Genomic DNA, 21683 nt, shown 5'->3' on the forward strand with positions numbered 1-21683 from the left:
AGAGCCTCCTACAAGAACTGAACAATAGGGAGTTTTAACGCCTAGTGAATTGATTAACAGCCATCTTACCTTATGGGTAAGTAGGGGTGTGCCCGAATTTGTGCCCGCCACTTAAAAAAATAAGGCCGTTATGATAGACCATTTCAATTTTTTTAATGAGCGATAGCTCCAAATCGGCTATGATGGGACACCCCTCAGATTTTCCCATTAACTGAGTAATGAGCTTGTCCTTCTCTTTGATCTGCTCCTTTAGAAATTCGTTCTCTGCTTTCCACTCCTGAAAAATTCGTTCGAACTTATCAGCTATGTCTTCGCCGAACGCAGCTTGGCTTTTACTGCTATGTTCGTTCGGATTACTGTGAAGTTCTGTAATAGGCACATCCAAAACTGCAGATATCTTTTCTAATAAAGATAGATCAGTTATAGTTTGCCGCTTAAAGACATCGTAAACCCCTGAACGAGTCATACCTATTTGATCCGCAAGGGCTTGGGCTGAGATTCTTTTTTTTTCAGTCAATCCCTTGATTATCAAACCTGTATGAAAATTATGAATATTTTTCATAAAATTATTTACAGTTTGTTATTGTAAATTACAGTACATTACTGTAATATTGAATCGTATTTCAACGGAAATATAGACGCAAGGCGGCTGAATTACAAAGATTTTCTGTACAAATGACAAATTCCGAGGCTGGAACGGTCGTATCAAGGGTTGAAAATCCTTTACATGACAAGCATTCCTACGTAAAAGTACTGAGTGAATTAGGGTTTGAAATGAACGGAGAGACGAACGCCTGGATTCTGGCATTCCGTAAAGTAATCGAAGGACATTTCACCTTAGAAATTCGTATTCCAAAGGATGATCCCGGGGCTTACCCTCTCCTGAATCTGACCATTAAGGAGCGGTTTGGAGAAAGAAGCCTATTCTATTGTCAAGAATTTTATAGCCTGGAGGAACTGATGCAGCTAATAAGAAGGAATGGAGTTTACCGCCAACTTATTAGCCACAAGATTGGAAACTTAGAAGAGCTCATGGATTAATACGTAGGTACGCTTCCAAGCTTTTCATCAATGAGTTTCCTGAATTCAGGGCAGCATGCGTCGATATGAGTATCCACACTACCGGAACCAAGGAAGCCAGTATGTTGAGAGAATGTAAATACTGTGTCTTGATGGCCGGGCTTACATTTCATTCCACTAAGGACTTTCTTGAAGAAATCCCGCTTAGCTCGTGCTTTTGCCTTGACATGCTCAGGGCCAGGTTCGATGACATATTTAATCATGAGGGTAGTGATTTATAGACGCTAAATAGACGCAAAATAGCCAATAATTCCAAGCATGGAAAATGTAAGCGATACTGCTGAAAACTTTGAAGAAGCCGTAGTGAAATACCACGATGGTGTAATCGGAAGAAAGGGGAAAACACAATTACTCCAAGAGTATAGCTTACGTTTTCCTGAGAACGGTTCTCATGATACGCTACAGCGGTTAGTACGAAAGGAGCCAGACAAACGTATAAGAGTTCCAACGATGGAGGAAGAAGCGTGGATCATTGATACGGTAAACAGGTACTGGAAACAATACAACAAATTCAATAGAGTAGCTATCGTCTGATGTTCGAAGTCTGTATAGTAATCGCCGCCCTGTTTGCTATTTACCGAGTTGTCCGAGTATTTATAACCCTGAATTAACCTCGAAATGATTGTCCTTCACATTATCTGTAGCATCGCAGAAGCAGCTTTTGCGTTAGGTGTCTTCACCTACGTATTGAAAACAGAGCCTCATATTATTGAATGATGGAAACGCAATGGATCCGGATCGTCGATACGAATGGCCAGCCCCGTTGGCGACTCATTCAAGTCCAGGAAGAGTCGCGATTGGATGGGATTCCCAAAGCATTGGCCAGGATTGTCGGTGGTATCGATAAGCTTTCCGAAGATAGCTATTTGGCCTATTTACCCGGCGGGCAAACTTGTCCTTTCTACAGCTACAGTTGTGCCGTCCTTTGGATTGAGATTGAATGTAAAACAATACCTGTAGGATGACCGTACGCGGAAGTTTTGCAGTGTTTGACTGGAGCGGACATTAGTTGACAGGTGCAGGAGAGGGGGTTCGACACCCCTACCAGTCACAATAGGTTGGACTTGGCGGTAGAACCTATTAAGTCGAATAAACTTGACAAATCGAGTATAGCCTTTCAGGCTTCCTGGTAGGCTAATCTAGGCGGGTAGCTCAGTTGGCAGAGCATCAGGTAGTTGACCTGAAGGTCGCTGGTTCGAATCCAGCCCCGGCTGCGATAAGGGATTGGACATCACTTATCTCTTTAACTAGCCGAATTAAAGTTAAAGGTGTGGGTTAATTCAACCGGTATGGCCCTCCGGATTCCGGGGGGCCATCTTTTAAAACGTATGCAACACAAGGATGGATGGCCGAGTAGGTAAGGCCTCTGGTTCTGGCGGGCCAGATGATCGCGGGTTCGAACCCCGCTCCATCGCACCACCGAAGTAGGCACCAGCCGTGGGGTCACACCCGCTTCCACCGCCGGACGGCCCGAAGCCCGAAAGCAAAATTAACGTATACCCCCACCCGTTCGGGTTGGGGGTTTGGGGGGACTTTAATTTTTTCGTTAGCCATGCACGTTCCAGAATGGATTGAAGTACGCGAATCAATCAAGCTCAAAAGCGAAAACATGGGCGAATTTCTCGTTCCTGAAGGCTTTTACTTTCGCCTGGATGGCGACAGATATTACCTGACGAACGGGGATGGAGCTGACTTTGAACAAGGCTACATCTACTTGTATGAGGTACTGGTACTAGGCTTGAATACGGGCCATTTGTTCGATTGCTCGAGCGGAACGTACCAGGCTTTCAAAAAAGCACTTGCGAAGGTACGGGAAGCCCAAAAAATGTACTTCAGTCGGCGATCGAAACCCCTTCTGGACCTGGCCAAGGCTGAAGAAAAACGCATGGACGACTTGCTTGCGATCGTCATGCATTCACACCCCGACGAACTCATTGTAGGCGAAGCTTTAAAAATGAGAATGTTCCAGAAGGAATACTTCAAAACTGGTTCATCCTACGCTAAAAGCAAAGCCATCGCTTTAGAAAAAGCCATCGACAAGCTATTGTCAGAAGAATCTTCCCCCAAGACTGAAACTATTCAAACTAGTATTTTCAAGTAAAGTATGTACGCTTTTCCTGATCCGCTGGCCGCCAGAAGCCGCTGGAAAACCACCGCCGATAGCCTTAATGCTCAGCAGCCAAAGGAAGAAATTATCCAGACGTTTAAGGATGGACGTACCCGGGTTCGGGTACTCCAGTCTAAAGCAGTAAGTGGTAGCGTCCGGAATACCGGCCGCAATTTGATCAGTCATTACATTGGCCATCTTCACCGTACCCACCGGGCGTTGGGCGATAAGGCCTTCGAAGGGGGTGAACCAGGACTTTTAACCAACCGCGTCGAATTAGCGAAGCTATGGGGCTGTTCTGAGCGTACTGCCTATGCTCATCTGGAGAAGTTACGGGAAGCAGGTCTCATAGAGAGCCGCCGCTTTCGCGGCACCCGGGCCGACTTCGAAATCTACTTATCCACTGAAATTCTGTTTGGACGTAAAGAAGGGGAAAAACGTGTGGAAAGCCCTGTTTTTCAAATGCCTACAGCGGCCACCCCAACTCAGATTTTGCAAAATTTGCCGCTTAATAATGCCAGCATAAATCAAGGTAACATAGAAACAGAAATAATAAAAGGAAGTGGAAAAGTGGAAAACAGGGCAACTAATCAAGGTAACACCCTGCAAGGCAACAATAATCAAGGCAACACCGAACGGCAACAGCCTCCCTTAAAACCGGCAACAACCTCGCAACTCATTGTCACAGTGACAAAGGGGGCCGGGGGGACGGCGGCCGGCTCTGTGGATAACTCCAGACCAGGAAAAGGCCAGCGTACTGCTGCTCAGCGTCAGGCTATCTTCGAGGGATATCTAACCAGCTTCTGGATCTATGCAAAGCAGCTGCTTTACTCAGGCCGAAACTTCAGCAAGATCGAAGAGAACCAGGCACTCCAGGAAATTGCCCAAGGAGTGTACCGAAATTTCAACGTGGATTTCACTGAGAAAGAGTGGGATGAGTATCAAACCGAGCTCTTTAAACGCCTCGAGCTGGCAGCCGGGTACTACCAACGCCACGCTGATCGATACCCGCCGGATCCGTACAGCAAATTCAGACCAGGTACCGGCTACTTCTGCCAAGAAAATGAACGCGGTTTCCGCAATACTGATAACTGGCTGGCCGCCAACCGTACCGCTTATCGTACGGCCTACGTTACCCAACGATTAAGCCTGGCCATTCGCCACCTCCAGCAACACCCGCAGGGCCGTGCACCTAAACGCCTGCAGGCGAAGACCTACCTCGAGGCTTTCCGTTACCTCGAGGATCAGATGAAGAAGTACGGACAAAATATCCATGAGAAGTTTCTCGCTGCAGCTTCAGCAGTTAGCCAGGCACCGGCTAAAACCGAGGGCTTCACAAAACGAATTCAGACAAAGAAGTAAAACCCAAACCCAATGAGTAACAGACAAGAAAAGCCAGCCTTCGACGCGACCGCCCTCAAGGCCGAAGCCAGCTTGGTAGCCATCGTCCACTTCATCGATGGTAACAAGCGGCCCTTTTATTCCGGCGACGTCCGGTACCGCGGTAAGTGGCAACATAAAAACCTTGCGTACTGGCTCCAGTACTGGAAATACCGGATCGAATTTGAGGCATGTGAGGGTTGGAAGGATAGAGTCCTGGAAGGAGCCATTTTTGAAAATCACAACGGTACCCGGGGCAAAAAAATGGCTCAATATATCAAAGGTAAAGGTTGGGTTCCCCTCGAAAATAACTAAGCCCTTGAGATCGATCCTTACCCTTCTGGCCATTGTGATCATCCTTGGCATAATCGGCGGCCTGTTAGAAGCCTGCACTCATTAAAACCAATCAATTCAGACTTAAACACTACCATGAACAAACCAGCAGTTAATCTTTTCAGAGTCGGATTTTCTTCAGAGGGAGAGCTTCCGAGCACCACTTACCTGCAGCAGTCTGCACTCATGCAGACTTTCATTAAGAATAAGATTGAGCGTAAAACAAATCCCAAAAAGACCAAGATTTCAGTCAGGTCATTATCCAAGCGGGAACTGAATGTAGCATTAGAGCTGACGTTCCTTTCTACCAGCTTCATTAATCGCCTCGATGAAGTGCAGAGTACTTCCCTTTACAGTAAAGAGGTGAAATCAGCTGTCAACACGCTGTCTACCGAGCTTGAGCAATATACTCACCGTCAAATGTGGTCTCAGATCGAAGGTAAACAGGCCAGCATTAACACCATCGAACAATGTGATCTGGGTTCCCAATTCGTTGATCGAATGTTAAGAGTTACCACCCTGGCTCAAGAATTCGACCAAGCGAAATTTGAAGCCTACGTTAACGCTATCGAGGCAGTAAATAAGCAATTCGGACTCACTTTACTCTGGAAGCACGATGATCCCAAAGCTTGATTTCAAACTTAGCCTGGGAGAGTTTGCTAGCCTCTATCAGATTTGCTACGATAGCCAGGAGGCCGTTGAAAAGAGACAAACCTTCCGTCCTGAAGCACTGATTCTTGCTGAATATGCTGACGAATTAGAAAAGCGTATTAACTCTTGGAAGGAGAGACCAGAAGGAGTACAAATTCAGTCTTCGCCTGAGCGTAGCGATGACGATCTGGTTAGATCGATCCTACTACCGGCCAGTCAATACCCTACTGGCAAAGATTGACAAAGCCCTAGTCGACAATCAATTAAAACCGATCACGATATGAACACCCATGGTACCGACCGAAAGGAAGTCCTTTCAACCGTAAACGCTGTACTTCCTGAGATTGTGGCAAATCCAGGAAAGCATAATATCAAAAACTAAGGTCACATATCTAGACCTAAATATCTCGCTAGTGATATGGTAAAAACAGCGTTTGAAATAGCTGAAAAAGTCCAGGAGGAACTAGACAAACGAACAGTGACGGTTTAATGGCCTCCGAAATTTAAGTCTTACCTATACTTCAGCTACCCACTGAAGCTTTTCTTCAAAAACCCAACTTCTAAATTCAGACAACTATGATTAACCTACTGATCGCAGGAGGTTTCCTGCTCTTCATTGCCCTGATCTTAGTCCTAACCACTTTAGGAGCCGAATTCCTTCTCAAAATCAACTCGATCAACCCATGGAAATACTAGTTCCAAAATCTAAGCTCGAAGAGATGATGTCTATGGTTTCCTGTGGGATGATCAGCGAACGGAACCGAATTCAAGGTACCGTGCTATTCCAAAAACAAGAATATGCCTTGACTGGATCTTGTAGCTCTGCAAAGGATGGCATCATTTCAGTTGATGGATACAAGGCTATGCTATTGAACCAGTACCGGGGATCAATTAAACCACTGGGCTATAGTGAACACAGCAAGGAAATTAATGAGGGAAAAAGGGAACGAAGCTACCATGGTCTTTTGACCCGGGATGGAGATAGGTTGATAGTGCTGGAGGGTCCGCGAATCACTTTTAAATCCTTGCCTACCGGTGACGATCAGCTGACCCTATTCTAACAAAAAAGCCTTCGGACCCCTCCGAAGGCTTAAAACCCAACCCTAGGGGTTGAATTCAGACACTGCAAATGTACAAAAAATCTTTTTTGATAATTCATTATTTTATATTAAGGCCAACATAGCTATTATCATTGTTAATGATTTAATAGTATATTAAAAAATTTAATTAAAGTAAGACTAATATATGTACAACTTCTATTTTCATTCAGGTGAGCTTGCAAGTGGAACGGGAACCGACTGGAATAGTATTTATTTCCAAGTTGCAGGAGGAATTGTAGGGGCATTATTAGGAGCTCTTGCTTCACTATTTGTTTATCATTTAGGACAAAAGGCGGAAAGAGATAAAAGATTAATTGAGTCGATTGAAAAATCGAAGCAGGCAGATCAATTAGATTTTGACAAACTAATGTATTTTAATCATCTAATAATAAATTCATTTAGTCATGTCTCCTTGCTTGCACTTAATGTTAAGAAAGCAACAGAGAAGTTTAAAGAAAGCAACAAGACCCAGGCCCCTCTTATCTCTATAAGCTCTGGGAGAACTCTAAAAAGATTAACTAGTAAAATTGATCAAGAAGAATTATACAAAGTTTACACTAGAAATATAAATCACTCAGATATTGAGCAGATTTTTATAATGTTCGATTACTTTGAAGATAAAATTATTGAATTCGAAGGAGTAATTGACAAAATGATTCATTCTGTTCATACTCGTACTGTTCAATTTGTTTCTATGCTAGAAAGTCTTAATAATGAGTCAGTTAGTCTTTCAATATTCTTGGAATCTAATGATGCAGGTGACGAATCTCTAGTAGCTCTTAATCAGAAATTCGCAGAAATTAAAAGTAAACAGTTCGAGTCAGGATTAACTGCAGAGATTGCAGAGTATATGAAACAATATGTTGAACCGTTATCAAAATGGATAGAATCATTGGAGGGAAGTTCATTAGATATGTATATTTTTAATATTTCAAAAGCTATAGAACAGGTTTTTAAAAACTATAATGCACTAATAAGACATAATGAAAGCTACATGGAAGACTTAACTGAAATTGGAACTGACTTGCAAAGTGGTTTAGATAATATGAAACCTGGGTTAGAACCTCTAGCTAATTTTTTGAGAGCTAAAAATCAATCTTTAAAACGTAATTAGCCAAGCAACTCCTGCTTTGAACTAATTAACGTAACATCAAGAAAACCAGACATTTATCTGAAAAGAAAGTGTCGCAACGACTTGCATGTCGCGACACAAAGTGCGTGCTTTGAATCATCAAACAAACAATATAACACGCAGTAAATCAGATGAATACGCAAGTAATTTTAACTAACAACGCCTTAACCAAAACTGAAAAAATTCGCCAGCTACTGGCCTTAGGCTTAAGCCGTAGAGAAGTAGCCGACCTTACTGGAGGTAATTACGGATTTGTACAAAACGTTTTCGCTAAATACTGGCCAGAACGAGTAACCAGCAAAAAGTCTTTCACCTTCACCACCTTCAACCGGAAGTTTGGAATTGAAATTGAAGCACACGGCGTAAACCCGGTACAGCTGGCGGCCGCTTTAAGAAACGCCGGAATTGAATGCCGGACCGAAGGATATAACCACACCACCCGAAACCACTGGAAAACGGTATCAGACGGAAGCGTACAGGGAACGGATACTTTCGAATTAGTAAGTCCGATTTTAGAAGGCCTCGAAGGCCTTGAGCAAGTAAAGACGGTTTGCAGGGTGTTAAGCCAGCTACGGGCAAAGGTTAATAAGACTTGCGGCCTTCACATTCATTTTGACGCGGAAGGCTTCGGAATTGAACAGATGAAGAATACATTAATTAATTACGCTCATTACGAAGGCATTATTGACAGCTTCATGCCCCTAAGCCGCCGGGAAGATTCAAATAGATACTGCCAGTCAGTAATTACCCTAGCCGGACGGGTTGGGCAAGCCAGCACCATCCGGGAGCTGATTAACCTCCAGCACACCCGGTTTCAAAAAATCAACCTGCAGGCTTACCTTCGCCACCAAACGATTGAATTTCGCCAGCACTCAGGAACGGTAGAATTTGAGAAGATTTCCAACTGGATCCTGTTTTTGCACAACCTGGTTGAGTACTCAAAAAAGAAGCAAGTAACCCGGGCCGAAGCCAACTTTGAAAGCCTGCAGAAATTTCAACAGCCCGAAATTATTAATTACCTTCAAACCCGCATCAATCAATTAGCGGCCTAATGGTATACGAAACCGAAGACGGGGAATTACTCAAGGGTAATTCCCCGACCGAAATACTAGAAGACCTTCGCAATGGCAGCCGGTTTGCGGCTGATCAGGAGCTGGAGGCTTTCCTAGATAAGTTTGTAATCCGGATCCACGAGTTTTACGGCACACTCATCACCAGCCGTGACCATGCTCAAATTGTAAGCGACTTGGTCACGATTGGTTATCTGAGCCGGAAAGAGTAGCGTTATAGTTTTATTAGTTTGTTTGATAACCTTAATCCCAAAGTGTATATATATACTTTGGGATTTTTTATGTAATAATTAACCACACACATATGACAACTCAAGAAAAAATCTACTTAGACCACGTACTACATCTGGCGAGAGAGACAAGGCAACCCGCTGAATATTTCGTTAATCCATTGAATAATCTGTTAGCAAGTGCAGAATTTCGAGTTACAAATTACATGCTAGATCCGGGACCAGTCTACAGGGCTCAATCCTTTAGAGCTACAGGGTTAGAAGACGTGCAAAGAGAGTTTAGCAATCCCAAACGCTTTTCATACCCTTCAAAAGAAATACTTGAGCGGTTTGGTAAACCAGGACGATGTAATACATTAAATAAACCAGTCTTTTACGGCAGTGATGATAGTGCAATTGGTGTTTTTGAGATAAGGCCTCAAAAAGGTGAATATGTTGTTAGATCATTATTTGCTCCTAAAGTGAATAGCAACGATGAATTACATGTTGTGGTCTTAGGCTTTAACAAAATAGTAGAATCATTGGGACAACATGATTCAAGATCGGGAATATTAAAAATGTTACAAGAAGACCCAATAAGGTTTACTACCGAGAGAGACCATACTAATGCTTTGGATAACTATATGTCGGAATGGTTTCTAAAAGAAGTGAATGATGATAACAAGTATTACTACAAAATAACAACAGCACTTTACGAATTATATGTCAACAGTACATATGATACTACTAAAAGAACATTCGATGGAATAATTTACCCAAGTGTTGCAGGTAGGTTTTCAGGAGTAAATTTTGCTTTTGAAACCAGTTATGTAGATAGAAACTTGGAATTAGTTGATGCTGTAATCTATCAAGTAGAAGATGTTCTGCCAGGTGATAATCTTAAACTCAGGGTATATTCAAAGATAGATAATATTATAAATGACACGGTGACATGGATGGATGCTGATGATAAAGGTAAAATTTGGGAGTTTTGTCCTGATACTCCTGTTGTTTACAGTTAAGAAATAACGAAGGCCCTAAGATATTCTTAGGACCTTCGTTATTTCTCGTCCTTTCCGCTTGCCTAATAAGGTAAGAATATTGGCCTAAAAAACACCCATGGCCGATAACCCCCAACAACTTACCACGCTGGAAGAAATCGACTCCCATATCGATTCTCTGCTTCCTGACAACGACCAGCAATTTATCACTCCGCAAGATGCCCGGGAAGTGTGCAAAACGATCGCCCGTCGGATTTTTCTCCAGGATCACAAACCCTTAGCGGTCGGGAATGACAGCAACGGACTCAAGGTCGATGCCTTAACGCAGCGTATTGAGTTGGTCCTGGCTTCACCAGATAGATCTGGAGCTTTGTCGGCTCTCAAAGCAGCCATGCTGGAGGAACTCGACTCGTACATGCCTTACCTGATTGAAACGGTAAGTACGCATGCTGAAGCTCTTTCTAAAGCCACCGGCACTCGTCGAAGACAATTCCTTGTGCTAAACGACGAAACAGATTCCGGTCAGAGAAATCGCTACTACTACGAAGGTATTCCCGGTGAACTTGAATTTTCCCTGTAATGATCAGCTACCGCAAACTACTCTTTTGGTGCTGTCTCATCACCCTGGTGACTGGCCTGGCCATCGGCACTATCGTCACTCACAGCGTCACCAGTAAATCGCTCAAACGCCGGCACGAAAAAGCAATGCAGGCGGCTCGCGATTCAGCCCGAATCCTTCAAGCTCAATTCGATAAAATTCAGTTTGCTGGCAGCCTGGCTGCGAAGGAACTCCAGATCACTCATCAAAAGGATGAAAATCTCACTCTACAAGCTCGCATTAAGTCTGATAGTATTCAGCACTTGTCAGATCTCGAAGCCGTGCGTGGCATCAACCGGTACATCAAGGGTAAGAAGTGATTCGATTCCGGACGTCCGCGAAATGGTTTCCAATGCCCGGGCGATCCTGGATAGCCTGATGCGTTTCGAGATCGCCAAAAAGCGTATCGAAAACCTGAACATTCAGCGGCTCCTGCTCACTACGGAAAAACAGGGACTCTTGGTCGAAAACCTCCAGCTGAAGGAAATCAACACCAGACAAGCTGGCCAGATCCAAGTGCTAAGCGAGGACCAACGAAAAACGAAGCTGAAGCTTTTCTGGGCCAACCTTGAAAAATGGCTTTGGCAAATTACTGCAGCTGCTGTTGCCGCCTATCTCACGCACCGAACCTTAAGTCCCTAATCCAATATGCAACAATTACTTGGTAACGATAAGCTTCAAAAGTACCGCCTTTTTTATACCGGTGATTACCAGCTTACAAAAGACGAAGAAGATTACCTGGCTCGATACGAGGATATCCAGGACAAGCTTACGGATGACGACTACACCCGATCGGACGTCGTGAAGTACGTAATGAAACGGTACGGGGTCACCAAACAAATGGCGAACCGTACGGTAAACGAAGCCGCCGATCTGTACGGAAGCATGGTCGAAATCCACCGCAAGGCCGCTCGTAGCTTTCAGATCGAAAAACTCCAACGAGCTGCCTCACTTTGTTTGAACCCAGGTACTGACCCGGAAACAGGAGCCGACCTTCCCCCTGATCTGAGCAACTATGAGAAGATCATGAACCAGATCAACAAACTCCAAAACCTCTATGAGCCTGATCCGGAAAAAACCGATGATCCAGCCGCTTATGAAGTTCCACCAGCATTTATTTATTCAGCCGTAGAAGATGTCGAATATGAAGAAGTCGATCCCGAAAGCCAGGACAATTCGGGTCAGTCGAGCACAAAAGCAATTTCTGGCGGCACGTCAGCAAAATAAGGCACTTATTGCCGGTCGGGCTTCAGGAAAAACGAATACCCTTCTTCGTTCAATTATTGAATCGGCCCTACAGTTGCATCGAGCTAAATCAGTTTTTGCGGCCGTGTCCTTTGCTACTTGTTTGGAGATTCTTTTGGAACAATCTGAGATGGTTTGGGGCGAATATGGCTTTCGTCCGTATGATCAGAAGACCGGGCGTGGCAATTATATCATGTTTAAGAAGCCACCAGATCACTGGCCCAAACCTCACTTTGCCCCGAAGAAGTACGATAACCTAATCTCTTTCATCACCGGCTACGCCCTCCAGCTACAGTCCTACGATCGTCCTAACACGAATCGGGGAAGTAACAACTGCCAGGCGTTTATCGATGAAGCAGCCTGGTTCAAGGAAGAGTGGGTGAATAAGATCCTGGTACCTTCTGTCGGCCGTACGCCGCTAGTTTTTAATAGCCCTTTGAACAACTCGTTCCAGTACTTCTCATCAAATCCCTGGCATCAGGAAGGTCAGTGGGTATACCGGTTTGAAGAGCTGGCTAAGCAGCACCCTGACAAGTATTATTTCCAGGAAACGACGGCTTTCGAGAATCCTTTCCTGCCAAAAGATTACCTCGAAAACGCTCAGCGAACCACGCCGGCACTCGAATTCGAAGTGGAGTATATGAATAAGCGTTTGACCGAAGTACCAAACGGTTACTATCCATCACTACACACGGATAAGCACATGAACCTGGCTGCTCAGCGGTACGATTACGATGATGCAACCGGTATATGGCTGGTTACTGAAGACGACTACCGGCGGGATCAAATATTAGCTGTCAGCCTCGATGCCAACGCGGGCTTTTGCTCCTGCACGCTATGGCAGGAATCACCGGCATTACAGGAGAATTGCCTCGAAGGTATGTTCGTAAAGCCCGACGTAAAAGAGAAAATCAACCTGGTGCAGAAACTGGCCTTCAAAGTGCTCGATGCGTACAAGGATCACAAGCGTAAAGAGCTGCATTTGTACGGGGATCGAAACGCCAAAAACAAATCGGCTCAGACGACTACCACGCAGTTTGAAGAGTTCGCCTCTGTGTTTAAAGCCGCCGGCTGGAAGATCATTCTTAAGGCAACGAACGTGAACTGGCCTCATAAGGATCGCCACTTCTTTATGGATCAAATCCTGAGCGAAATAAAGTCTACGATGCCGAAGGTTCGCTTTCATCCTAAGAAGTGTCGAGTGGTAATGACCTCGATGCAGCGTACGCCGATCGATTCGGATTTCTCAAAAGATAAGTCTGCTGAATCTCGGTCCGGCCCACAGGAGCTGGCTCCGCACTTTGGTGATACCGTCGATTATTATCTGACGCAAAAACACGGCCATCGATATAAACGATCAGGTAGCCTGGGTGGTGGATCCGTCATCCCGATTCTTTCAGGCCTTGATTCCATGTAAACTATGTTCCTTTTTCTACGACGTCTGTTTCCGCTCGTTTACGTGCTAAAGGCCCGTAAACGCAGGCTCAGAGAGCTCAGGAAGCAAATGCTAACTAAACACCCCTCCCAATGCAAGAATTGCTCAATGGAGTAGCCAATCAAGTACCCTACGTGATCATGTTAGGGTATTTCCTAAACATGTATCTCAAGCGACTCGATAAATACATCGAGAAAACTGACGAACTCCACGACCGGCTTTTAAAGGTTGAAATCCTACTTAAAACTGAAATCAAGAACATGCATCGCCGGATTGATGAAGACGAAGATGATGACTGATTTAGTCCTTTCCTCACCTATTGCCCTGCCTCATTTTTGAAGCAGATCATTTCCCCCAAAGCCATGACAAAAACTGAACAACAGTTAAAACAGAAAACGGGTAAGCAACTTGTTACCCAGGATCAAATTGATTTATGGGAAGCAATGGCAGATCCTGATAATCCCATTGATTCCTGGGATGCTTCTACCAACACACCCAATGCTACCAGTGTACTACTGGCCGCCAATGATACACTATATGTGGAGAAGGGAGGGGCTAGTACAGTGACGGGTAAATCGGAGACCTTTGCTGAAGGCGATCGTCTCAAGCGTATGAAATCTGGAGCTTTGAAACGGATTCCGTACAACTATACAGCCATTCAGGCTTTATTGGGGCAAGGGCTCACTAGTCTATCTACCAAAACGGATTTAATTAATTTGCTTCTTTCTGGCCCTGTTACAGAAAACCTAACCGCTTCCTTAAACTACCTTCGTTACACTTCAGATTCAGCGAGTAGTGGGAATGTCCCAACGATCGTACAATCTCAAATCAATCCTGCCAGGCTTTCGATTAAGGGATATACTGACTCGACAGCTTACCAGTTTGTTACCTATTTTGATTCTGGATTATCAGCGGCAAAAAAGGTCGTTAGTGTCACTCTTGATGCTAGTGTTCTAGCCATGGCATCTGTTTCTCCCAATCAACCCGCTATAGGTATTGCTTTTGGTACATTGGCCGCTCCAGTGGGGTATCTTTATAGGGGAAACGGGATTATTCAAAAATCAACAAAGTATGCTACCGTAAACCAAGTTGACCTTGGGCCTGACTATGCCTATTCAATAAATGATTCGGTTAAAGTAGAGCTGAGCCTGACTCAAGCTGGATCCTATCAGATACGAGTTCAAAAGAATGGAGGGGCATGGTCGCAAAGTGTGGCAGTATCGGAAGCTATAACGGGTAATTTCTTATTAGTTAATCGAGGGAGTATGGATTATCAATGTAGTCTGTCACGACTCCTGACCTCGCAGGCCAAAGCTGAAATGTATACGGAGAGTTACACTTCTAAATCAATAGCAGATAATTTATCACCTTTTACCCTTCGTTTAAACGCAACAGAAACGGCCCAAGCTTATGATAGGGATTACCTGAATTTGATGTACCCCCTTTCAAATGCAGTCAATCTCATTCAAATTACTCCCAGTTCGACTTATAGCTATTCGGTCAACTCGGCTGGTAATGGATCATATCAGCTCTTTGAAAGTTGGTGGTTTGCAAAAACGCCTAAACCCATTAATTCCGCTGGATACTTCGTTTTCAAAAACAAGACAGCCAATGGTACGCTCAATGGGAATGCCCGTTTTATTGTTATCCATAAACGGGGAAGCACTAATACGGTAGTGCTGGATAAAACTGTTGAGAACGCAGATCTATTAAAGTACAATACCGAAGGGTTTTCTGGTAATGTCGCTGATTATGAATTAAAATTGAAATTCAATCAGACCGTCAATTTAGCAGAAGGGGATATGATCTATACTTGGCTTTACATCGCAGGGGCCATGACTCACTTTACATCTTCCAATAACGCCCTGCTTGCCACGGGGGAATGGAACGATGGAACCTATTGCTATCGACGGGCTGTCACTGCCACTAATCCAGTGGTTCCTTCAGCCATCCCTGCTACTCCAGCAGGTCTGGTTACTTACAATCCGATTCACTTCTATTTTGAAGGAAATCAGCTTGAGCTTAGTCGTTTGAAAAAAGTTGAAGATCGTCTGGATGCCCTGGAAAGAACTAAGATTACAGGTAGCACTGACATTACCTTTCAAATTACAGTAGGCGGCAAAGTTTGTGATGCTCGGCTGATCACAGCTAATAACTATACTTATAAAGGCAAACCAGGCCGATTGATGATCATTGCTCATGGGAATGGTCAAAACAAAAACAATATCCCTTCGTCAGTGGCAATGGATCATTTCAAAGCCAATGGAATCAGTATTGCTATTATCAATACGCAGGATCAATCAGTAGCCCCTTACACTACGAACGCTACGGGTTGGGGTAATGAAATTGTCCAGCAACGTTTGATTGCATTGTATGAGTACGTAATGGCCAATTACAACTTTGAAAAATCGGTTATTCTGGCGGGGCAATCGATGGGCGGCTTAGCAATGGGGAATCTGGCCTACACAATGCCTTTCCCAATTCTTTTCTGTCTGAGCATTGGTGGCGTTCCTTCTTTAAAAGCCATGTTTTTGAATGGAGGGGAGAACCGTAAGGCTGGTATTCGTGCAGCTTTTGGAATGGCAACTGATGGTTCTCAGGATCACTTGCTTGATACGTTTATTCAAGGCTACGACTGGTTCTCCAAAGGCATGCTGGAAGTAGGTGGAACCAAGTTTAAAACCTTTGGCCCGCGTCTTTACATTTTCGCTGGTATGAATGACGTTACGTTTACCAATGATTTTGGTGGAACAGCTAAGTATATGGAGTTAAAAAATGCCATCAACCAGGCTGGCGGTTTCTGTCACTACGAAGAGTTCAGTGATCTTTATCATGCAGATGCTACGCTTTACGAAAAAGCGATTGCTGCAGGAGTATTTACCAAAGAATTAGGTATCCCTAAGCCATAGGTTTATAGCATTTCCCGTCCTTTCCCATGTCAAATCAACCCAATTTCGAACCATGGGAAAGGACGAACCTACGATTCAGCGTCGAAACGTTCTCAATGCGTTTCACAACGATCTTGACGCTAGTGGCCAGCCAGCTAAGCACGACTTCAGGTACATAAAAACCGACAATTCCCCCGGGGAGAAAATCGGCGTTACCAAGTGGGCTACCCGCCTGGCTGATATCGTGCAGGAGAAGAAAGATGATAAGCCTGGTCAGAAGCCTAAAAAGGACTTCTACAACGTCAAGTACAACAACGTCATCCTGATCAAGGAAACGCCCTTTTCCAAAAAGCCCAAAGCTCTCAAATTCCGATTATTCACGCACTACCGTCCACACGGCACGGAGACCTGGTTGCGTGTTATTCACCCGACCGACTAATGATCCAATCACTCTCAAGCTCGACAGGTTACGTCGGGAATAGCAAACAAGCGGCCATCATCACGGTGGTAGGGGGTCGCGATCAGGCCAACTCACCCAGAAGTGCCTTTTATCAGGCATCAGCTGCTCTGTATCCGGATTACTTTCCCTGGGGAGCCAACGATGCCCGCCCCAACGAAATGCACAAACTCATGGCCGCCAACGATAAGGCCCTGCAGTTTATGGCCACCAAGGTAAAGTTCCTCGCTGGTGCCGGCATTGGCATCTTTGAAAAGCAGGTCGTCAATGGGAAGCTGGAGTCGATTCCTGTCTATGATCCGGAACTCGAAGACTGGCTGGAATCAGAAGTTTCTGACTACATGAAAGCCGCCGCCTGGCAGTGGGTATTCAGTTGGGGGGCCTTCATTGAGCAGCACCTGAGAATCGACTCATCAACCACTGGTCTTCGTACCAGGGCGACGCTGAAGGTTCGGGATCTATTCGAATGCCGGATTGCTCGCAATGAAAAGAACCTGGCGGGTGGCTTTGCTCTTTGCGATTCCTTCGGCACCTATCAGGCCCGTTCAGCAAAGAAGATCATTATTCCAGGCATCGATCGTCTGAACCCCGAAGCCCGTCCCTTCAGCATGCAGTACGTCCGGGAGCCGATCCCGGGCCAGCCGTATTACAGCTTTGCTGGCTGGTGGGGTGGTGATAAGGTAATGGAGCTGGCTAACCTCATTCCACTCTACCACATCAACGGGATCAAGAACGGGTACAACATCAAGTACCTGATTAAAATCCCGAAAGACTACTTCGATCACATCGAAGGTGAAGATAACCAGAAGGCAGCTTTCAAAGCCCTGCAGGCTGAACTCGATCAGTGGCTGACCGGCGTAGAGAATGTAAACAAGGCTCTGCTTACACAATACATCATCGATCCTTCTACCGGAAAGCCGATCCCCGGGGTGATCATCGAGCCTTTGGACAACAAAATGAACGATGATGCCTATGATAAGATCGCCAATTATGCCGATCGCTCAGCGGCCGCTTCCCAGGGGCTCTTGCCCGTTATGGCCGGCATTGAGATGGGTTCATCATCGGGTGGATCCGGGAGCCAAATTCGCCTGGCTTACGATTATGAAATCATCAAAAACGCCCCGGATCGCGGCCCTTTGCTTCGGCCGGTAAAAACCGCTGCGAAAATCAACTTTCCGGAAAAATTCAAAGCTCGTAACCTGGACTTCCAGATCATCGATACACAAATGACCACGCTGGATCAGCAGGGTGGTGGTACCAAGAAAGTCTTAGCCCCCGTCGAATAAAATGGCACTCATCACTTCTACTGAAACCCTGAAGCTGTACATCAACGGCTTCAACAAACAGACCAACATCAACACGATGATGGCCTGGCTGGATAAAGCCGAACGCAAGTTTTTAATCCCCGTAATCGGCCAGGAAATGTATGAGTACCTGTTGACGGCAGGCGATGATACGGAGCTCTGTCAAATCGCTCAGCGGGTAGTTGCCTGGTACGGTTACTATTTAAGCCTGCCACACCTGAACATCACGCCGTCGGATTTGGGGCTGAAGGTGAATGTCTCGGCCAACACCGCGGAACTTCCCAAATGGAAATATACCGAGCTGCTTCGGTCATCTGCAGATATGGCCGATGATGAAATGGAGGACTTGCTTGGATACTTATTTGGTCAGGTAGATATCCCCCAATGGGAAAACTCAGAGGCTGCAAAGCATTGCAAGAGCACCTTCTTTACGTCAGCTCTAAGACTGACCATGGTCGTTCCCATGGTTAAAGGGCGGTACCGGACTTTTCTGGAATTGTATCCTTACCTGATGAACGCTCAGGATAAGTTGGAACCCATCCTGACCTCAGAATTACTGCAGCGAATCCGGGAAGTAAATGAGCTTAATGGTAAGAGTTTCGAATACACGGGCTACGAAGCAGACCTATTAAGCTATTGCCGGAAGGTCATTGCACCGATGGCCGCTTTGGATGCATTAGTCGACTCCAAATTGAAGCTCTATCCGGATGGATTGAAGACCACTACCTACGAGGACGCCTTCGGTCAGCAACCCACCGGCACTCAGGAGCGGATCATCACTGAGCAGCAGGAGAAACTCAAAAAACAAATGATCGAGGCCCAAACGGCTCTCAAAGCTTTCCTCGATCGAACGGCCAGTGAGACCATCTTTCCTTCCTACTACCAGCGAAAAGTGGCAACCCCCAAGCCTCAGGACTTATTCCTAACCAACGCAAATCAAAAATCCTTTATTCTGTAATTGCCATGAAAACCCCCTTACTTAAGCAAACCACTCCTAAAACACTGGCCTTGAACGTCGTAGAGCCAGATGCCTCAAGCGAACCGGCCCCCGATTTTTCGCAGGCCGAAGCCGAATTGAATGCAGAAAAAGCGGCGTTGGATGCGAAGGCCAAAGCACTCGAAGATCAGAAGAAAGCAGCTGCTGAAGCTGAACACGATCGTCAACTCAAACTTCACCATGAATTGGTAGCAGAAGCTGAAGGCTACCGCGATGAAGCCGCCCGGACTAAGGATGAAGACACCAAAGTGCTCATGCTTCGTAAGGCTTCCGAGGTCCAGGATAAAGCCGATGCTTTAGGACGGAAGCTGGGACTCTTCTTCGATGATCCGGAACCTGTTGTTCAGAAGGTAGTCGAATCCAAACGCTGGCTGATTCCTTCCCTGCAGGTGGGTGGATTGCTCTTCTTTATCTGGTACTGCTACAGCCGATTTTTTGCGATCCGTGCTGAAATCATCCTCCAGAATAAAACGCAGGAAATCCAGTCTAACCCGTACGGCTTGGACTCAATTCAGAAGCTATTCTACGAGAAGCTGGCTTTGGGCTATAACGTGATGTCGGTGATCGCGATTCTGGCGATCCTGTTCCCCCGTGTGCTGCTGTACCTGCTTCCCTTCTGTAAGTCGAAGAAGGATTTCTCCAATGAATTTGAAACCCAACTCACCTCATGGCAACGTACCCTCGTTACGGTATTATTACTCTGCTCATTCTTGCTTTCGTTGGCGTTTTCGCCCAAACCGTAAGCAACCCCAAGCTCAAGGCTTTAAAAGAAACCTTTGAGCAAAAAGAGGAACGCGTAAGACAGGCCTGGTTTGATTCAGCGAAGGCTGAAAACTGGGTTAGGGAAAAGACCAATCACAATGATCATCCCCGAATCTATCTCTACAATAAGGTGGCTGGTTCCCCTAAAAATGCCCCGTATTGTGCAGCAGGCCTGTATTTCACTGCCACGCTTGCAGGCCTGAAACTACCCATCACTACGCCGGCCGCCGTGCGTTCCTGGTTTGCGGATCCTAAGAAGATCATCTACACGAAGAGTCAGCCTGGGCGGTTCATCCAAATGCCCAAAAAGATGGACGTCGTCTGGCTGTATCAAAGTCACATTGAAGGACTGGCAGAACCCATCAGGCGTGATATCGATGACGACGACTACATCACCACGGTAGCCTTCAATAGCCAGGGCAACAACCCAAAGCAGGGGGTGTACTTCCCGATGAGACGACGCTGGAGAGACGTTCGAAAGGTTGCCAATCACATCACCCCGTACCTTAAAAAACTTGCTAAAGATGAAGCTGCAATCCTGGCTAAAGAGTCGCGTTAAAAACTTTCACGACGAGTGGCTTTTGTACGTGATCAGTATTGTGGGAATCCTGATCCTTTGGGTTTTTGTGTACGTGTTTGTAGACTATACCGGCGGTAAAATTATCATCGTCGAAGGGGAGGTGATCGGCCATCGCTACAAACCCAGCCATACGGATCAGCGGTTCGACGTAGTTCCAATACCGACGCCCGATGGAGGCACAGAGAATCGCATCGAGTACAGTACCCAGCACGTCGACGAAGCCTTTTATCTGATTGTCATGGGACCGGACGGACCGCGTGAATACAGCGTCGATGCTCCCTTATACATCTATTACCAGAAGGGGGATGCTGTACCCATTCAGCGACTCATCGGCAAATACTCACATACGTGCCTATCCTCCTGGATCTCCCAATAATTCCAACGCAAAAGGGCGTTTACAGCCAGTAAACGCCCTTTTTTTCTCCCTAGGATCTTACCTTTTATGAAACGCTTTCACGTCGATCACACCTGGTACGAAATGCCCTCCAGCTGGAATGAAGTACCCGCTGACAAGGTGCTGCCTGCGTTACTCATTATTTACTCGCAAGGGCAAACGCCGGCCGGCCGTCTCAAGGTGTTGGCTTTACTCAATCCCCTGCCAGCGAAGACCTATAAAAAGCTTGTTGCCAGCCAAGTGAATGAGTTGTGCAGGCTGCTGGATTGGTGCTTTGAAACGCCACTCGAATCCAAGCCCTTCGATAGTTTTGAGCATGCTGGTGTAGTCTATTTCCTTCCTCCTGAGCAGCTGCAGACGGTAACCTATTCTGAGTACCTGACCGCCCTGACCTATCTCTATCATTTCTACTACGATCCCGAGGAACGTACGGCCTATTTAACTAGGCTTATCGCCACCCTTTGCCGCCCGGGTGTACCTGGTCAGGATCCGCTATCGGTTGACTTCACCGGCGACTACCGAGAAAAATTCAACGAGCACGTGGTCGAACACCGGGCCAGGCTCTTTTTGAATCTGGATGCCGGCATCGCCGCCGGTGTACTGCAGTACTTCACCAGTCAGCTGCGATGGCTTTATGAAACCTATCAGGTTTTCGATAAACCCGAATCAGAAAGTGAAGATTCAGCAAATGCTCCCGCTGGCTTTGATTGGGTAGAGCAGCTATTGGCTTTGCGGAATTTATCTTATCAAGTCGCCGATGCCAAGCTTATTGGTAACGTCAGGGAAGTAGGGGAGGCTGAAGTCAATCTGGTGTTCGAAACGCTCGAGCACATGAAGGAAAAGCAGGAAACTACGCCAACGCCGGCCGCCAATGAGCCGGAAGAAGAGCCAGAAAACTGAGCTAAAAAGTCAGTGTAACCATACATTTTTTTGTACAGAAACTCCTAAAGGGCTGATCGT

The 21683-nt window shown here is 45.8% G+C and carries 28 protein-coding genes and 2 tRNA genes; 28 read left to right on the forward strand and 2 right to left on the reverse strand.

Features of this window, described 5'->3' with window-relative positions; translation table 11 throughout:
* Window positions 1-70: 70 nt before the first annotated feature.
* A complete protein-coding gene (locus tag BWI93_RS10085) occupies window positions 71-562 on the reverse strand; it encodes a helix-turn-helix transcriptional regulator (protein WP_094810864.1) in 492 nt (163 codons plus the stop codon).
* 113 nt (window positions 563-675) lie between these two features.
* On the opposite strand from BWI93_RS10085, the gene BWI93_RS10090 reads away from it, so the two are divergent.
* The gene (locus BWI93_RS10090; protein WP_094810866.1) at window positions 676-1041 is read left to right on the forward strand and encodes a hypothetical protein; all 366 of its coding nucleotides are present in this window, start codon (window positions 676-678) and stop codon (window positions 1039-1041) included.
* Here BWI93_RS10090 and BWI93_RS27740 read toward each other — a convergent pair.
* Window positions 1038-1283: a hypothetical protein gene (locus BWI93_RS27740; RefSeq protein ID WP_094810868.1), complete on the reverse strand. Its 246-nt coding sequence runs from the start codon at window positions 1281-1283 to the stop codon at window positions 1038-1040. The genes BWI93_RS10090 and BWI93_RS27740 overlap by 4 nt on opposite strands.
* A gap of 55 nt (window positions 1284-1338) precedes the next feature.
* Between BWI93_RS27740 and BWI93_RS10100 the strand changes: the two genes are divergently transcribed.
* The 27 genes from BWI93_RS10100 to BWI93_RS10235 all read left to right on the forward strand — a co-directional run bounded on the left by BWI93_RS10100 (window position 1339) and on the right by BWI93_RS10235 (window position 21623).
* Entirely contained in the window at window positions 1339-1614 is a 276-nt protein-coding gene (locus BWI93_RS10100; RefSeq protein WP_094810870.1) for a hypothetical protein, read from the forward strand.
* 182 nt (window positions 1615-1796) lie between these two features.
* A complete protein-coding gene (locus BWI93_RS27745) occupies window positions 1797-2045 on the forward strand; it encodes a hypothetical protein (protein ID WP_176454188.1) in 249 nt (82 codons plus the stop codon).
* Between the two features lie 176 nt (window positions 2046-2221).
* Window positions 2222-2294 (forward strand) — tRNA-Asn (locus BWI93_RS10110).
* Window positions 2295-2419: 125 nt separating this feature from the next.
* Window positions 2420-2499, forward strand: a tRNA-Gln gene (locus tag BWI93_RS10115).
* Window positions 2500-2632: 133 nt separating this feature from the next.
* Window positions 2633-3181 carry a hypothetical protein gene (locus BWI93_RS10120; RefSeq protein WP_094810874.1) on the forward strand — a complete coding sequence of 183 codons (549 nt, stop codon included), beginning with the start codon at window positions 2633-2635 and terminating at the stop codon, window positions 3179-3181.
* A 3-nt stretch (window positions 3182-3184) separates the two neighbouring features.
* Window positions 3185-4549: a helix-turn-helix domain-containing protein gene (locus BWI93_RS10125; RefSeq protein ID WP_094810876.1), complete on the forward strand. Its 1365-nt coding sequence runs from the start codon at window positions 3185-3187 to the stop codon at window positions 4547-4549.
* A gap of 12 nt (window positions 4550-4561) precedes the next feature.
* The gene (locus tag BWI93_RS10130) at window positions 4562-4882 is read left to right on the forward strand and encodes a hypothetical protein (RefSeq protein WP_094810878.1); all 321 of its coding nucleotides are present in this window, start codon (window positions 4562-4564) and stop codon (window positions 4880-4882) included.
* Window positions 4883-4996: 114 nt separating this feature from the next.
* The gene (locus tag BWI93_RS10135) at window positions 4997-5533 is read left to right on the forward strand and encodes a hypothetical protein (protein ID WP_094810880.1); all 537 of its coding nucleotides are present in this window, start codon (window positions 4997-4999) and stop codon (window positions 5531-5533) included.
* A gap of 701 nt (window positions 5534-6234) precedes the next feature.
* The gene (locus BWI93_RS10145; RefSeq protein WP_094810884.1) at window positions 6235-6612 is read left to right on the forward strand and encodes a hypothetical protein; all 378 of its coding nucleotides are present in this window, start codon (window positions 6235-6237) and stop codon (window positions 6610-6612) included.
* A 184-nt stretch (window positions 6613-6796) separates the two neighbouring features.
* Window positions 6797-7765, forward strand: a complete 969-nt coding sequence (locus BWI93_RS10150) for a hypothetical protein (RefSeq protein ID WP_094810886.1) — start codon at window positions 6797-6799, stop codon at window positions 7763-7765.
* A 149-nt stretch (window positions 7766-7914) separates the two neighbouring features.
* Complete coding sequence (locus tag BWI93_RS10155; protein ID WP_094810889.1) at window positions 7915-8835, forward strand: amidoligase family protein; 921 nt, start codon at window positions 7915-7917, stop codon at window positions 8833-8835.
* On the forward strand, window positions 8835-9065 hold the full coding sequence (locus BWI93_RS10160; protein WP_094810891.1) for a hypothetical protein: 231 nt from the start codon (window positions 8835-8837) through the stop codon (window positions 9063-9065). Before BWI93_RS10155 ends, BWI93_RS10160 begins: the two co-directional genes overlap by 1 nt.
* A 92-nt stretch (window positions 9066-9157) precedes the next feature.
* Complete coding sequence (locus BWI93_RS10165; protein WP_094810893.1) at window positions 9158-10084, forward strand: hypothetical protein; 927 nt, start codon at window positions 9158-9160, stop codon at window positions 10082-10084.
* Window positions 10085-10181: 97 nt separating this feature from the next.
* Window positions 10182-10643: a hypothetical protein gene (locus tag BWI93_RS10170; RefSeq protein ID WP_094810895.1), complete on the forward strand. Its 462-nt coding sequence runs from the start codon at window positions 10182-10184 to the stop codon at window positions 10641-10643.
* The gene (locus BWI93_RS10175; RefSeq protein WP_094810897.1) at window positions 10643-10981 is read left to right on the forward strand and encodes a hypothetical protein; all 339 of its coding nucleotides are present in this window, start codon (window positions 10643-10645) and stop codon (window positions 10979-10981) included. Before BWI93_RS10170 ends, BWI93_RS10175 begins: the two co-directional genes overlap by 1 nt.
* The gene (locus BWI93_RS10180; RefSeq protein ID WP_141217422.1) at window positions 10947-11303 is read left to right on the forward strand and encodes a hypothetical protein; all 357 of its coding nucleotides are present in this window, start codon (window positions 10947-10949) and stop codon (window positions 11301-11303) included. The genes BWI93_RS10175 and BWI93_RS10180 overlap by 35 nt, the downstream gene beginning before the upstream one ends.
* A gap of 6 nt (window positions 11304-11309) precedes the next feature.
* Window positions 11310-11888, forward strand: a complete 579-nt coding sequence (locus tag BWI93_RS10185) for a hypothetical protein (RefSeq protein WP_094810901.1) — start codon at window positions 11310-11312, stop codon at window positions 11886-11888.
* Window positions 11806-13323: a terminase family protein gene (locus tag BWI93_RS10190; protein ID WP_176454189.1), complete on the forward strand. Its 1518-nt coding sequence runs from the start codon at window positions 11806-11808 to the stop codon at window positions 13321-13323. Before BWI93_RS10185 ends, BWI93_RS10190 begins: the two co-directional genes overlap by 83 nt.
* Before the next feature lie 110 nt (window positions 13324-13433).
* Entirely contained in the window at window positions 13434-13640 is a 207-nt protein-coding gene (locus BWI93_RS10195; RefSeq protein WP_094810905.1) for a hypothetical protein, read from the forward strand.
* 63 nt (window positions 13641-13703) lie between these two features.
* Window positions 13704-16250, forward strand: a complete 2547-nt coding sequence (locus tag BWI93_RS10200; protein ID WP_094810907.1) for a hypothetical protein — start codon at window positions 13704-13706, stop codon at window positions 16248-16250.
* Window positions 16251-16302: 52 nt separating this feature from the next.
* Window positions 16303-16668, forward strand: coding sequence for a hypothetical protein (locus BWI93_RS10205; RefSeq protein ID WP_094810909.1), 366 nt, complete (start codon window positions 16303-16305; stop codon window positions 16666-16668).
* Window positions 16668-17972, forward strand: coding sequence for a hypothetical protein (locus BWI93_RS10210; RefSeq protein WP_094810911.1), 1305 nt, complete (start codon window positions 16668-16670; stop codon window positions 17970-17972). The genes BWI93_RS10205 and BWI93_RS10210 overlap by 1 nt, the downstream gene beginning before the upstream one ends.
* Window position 17973: 1 nt before the next feature.
* Window positions 17974-18948 carry a DUF6712 family protein gene (locus BWI93_RS10215; RefSeq protein ID WP_094810913.1) on the forward strand — a complete coding sequence of 325 codons (975 nt, stop codon included), beginning with the start codon at window positions 17974-17976 and terminating at the stop codon, window positions 18946-18948.
* Between the two features lie 5 nt (window positions 18949-18953).
* The gene (locus tag BWI93_RS10220; RefSeq protein WP_094810915.1) at window positions 18954-19730 is read left to right on the forward strand and encodes a hypothetical protein; all 777 of its coding nucleotides are present in this window, start codon (window positions 18954-18956) and stop codon (window positions 19728-19730) included.
* A complete protein-coding gene (locus BWI93_RS10225) occupies window positions 19655-20308 on the forward strand; it encodes a hypothetical protein (protein ID WP_094810917.1) in 654 nt (217 codons plus the stop codon). The genes BWI93_RS10220 and BWI93_RS10225 overlap by 76 nt, the downstream gene beginning before the upstream one ends.
* On the forward strand, window positions 20274-20705 hold the full coding sequence (locus tag BWI93_RS10230; protein WP_094810919.1) for a hypothetical protein: 432 nt from the start codon (window positions 20274-20276) through the stop codon (window positions 20703-20705). The genes BWI93_RS10225 and BWI93_RS10230 overlap by 35 nt, the downstream gene beginning before the upstream one ends.
* A gap of 66 nt (window positions 20706-20771) precedes the next feature.
* Window positions 20772-21623 (forward strand): hypothetical protein, encoded by an 852-nt coding sequence (locus BWI93_RS10235; RefSeq protein ID WP_094810921.1) that lies wholly within the window; start codon window positions 20772-20774, stop codon window positions 21621-21623.
* The last annotated feature ends 60 nt before the right edge of the window (window positions 21624-21683 follow it).

The sequence above is a fragment of the Siphonobacter sp. BAB-5385 genome (assembly GCF_002261125.1).
GTDB lineage: Bacteria > Bacteroidota > Bacteroidia > Cytophagales > Spirosomataceae > Siphonobacter.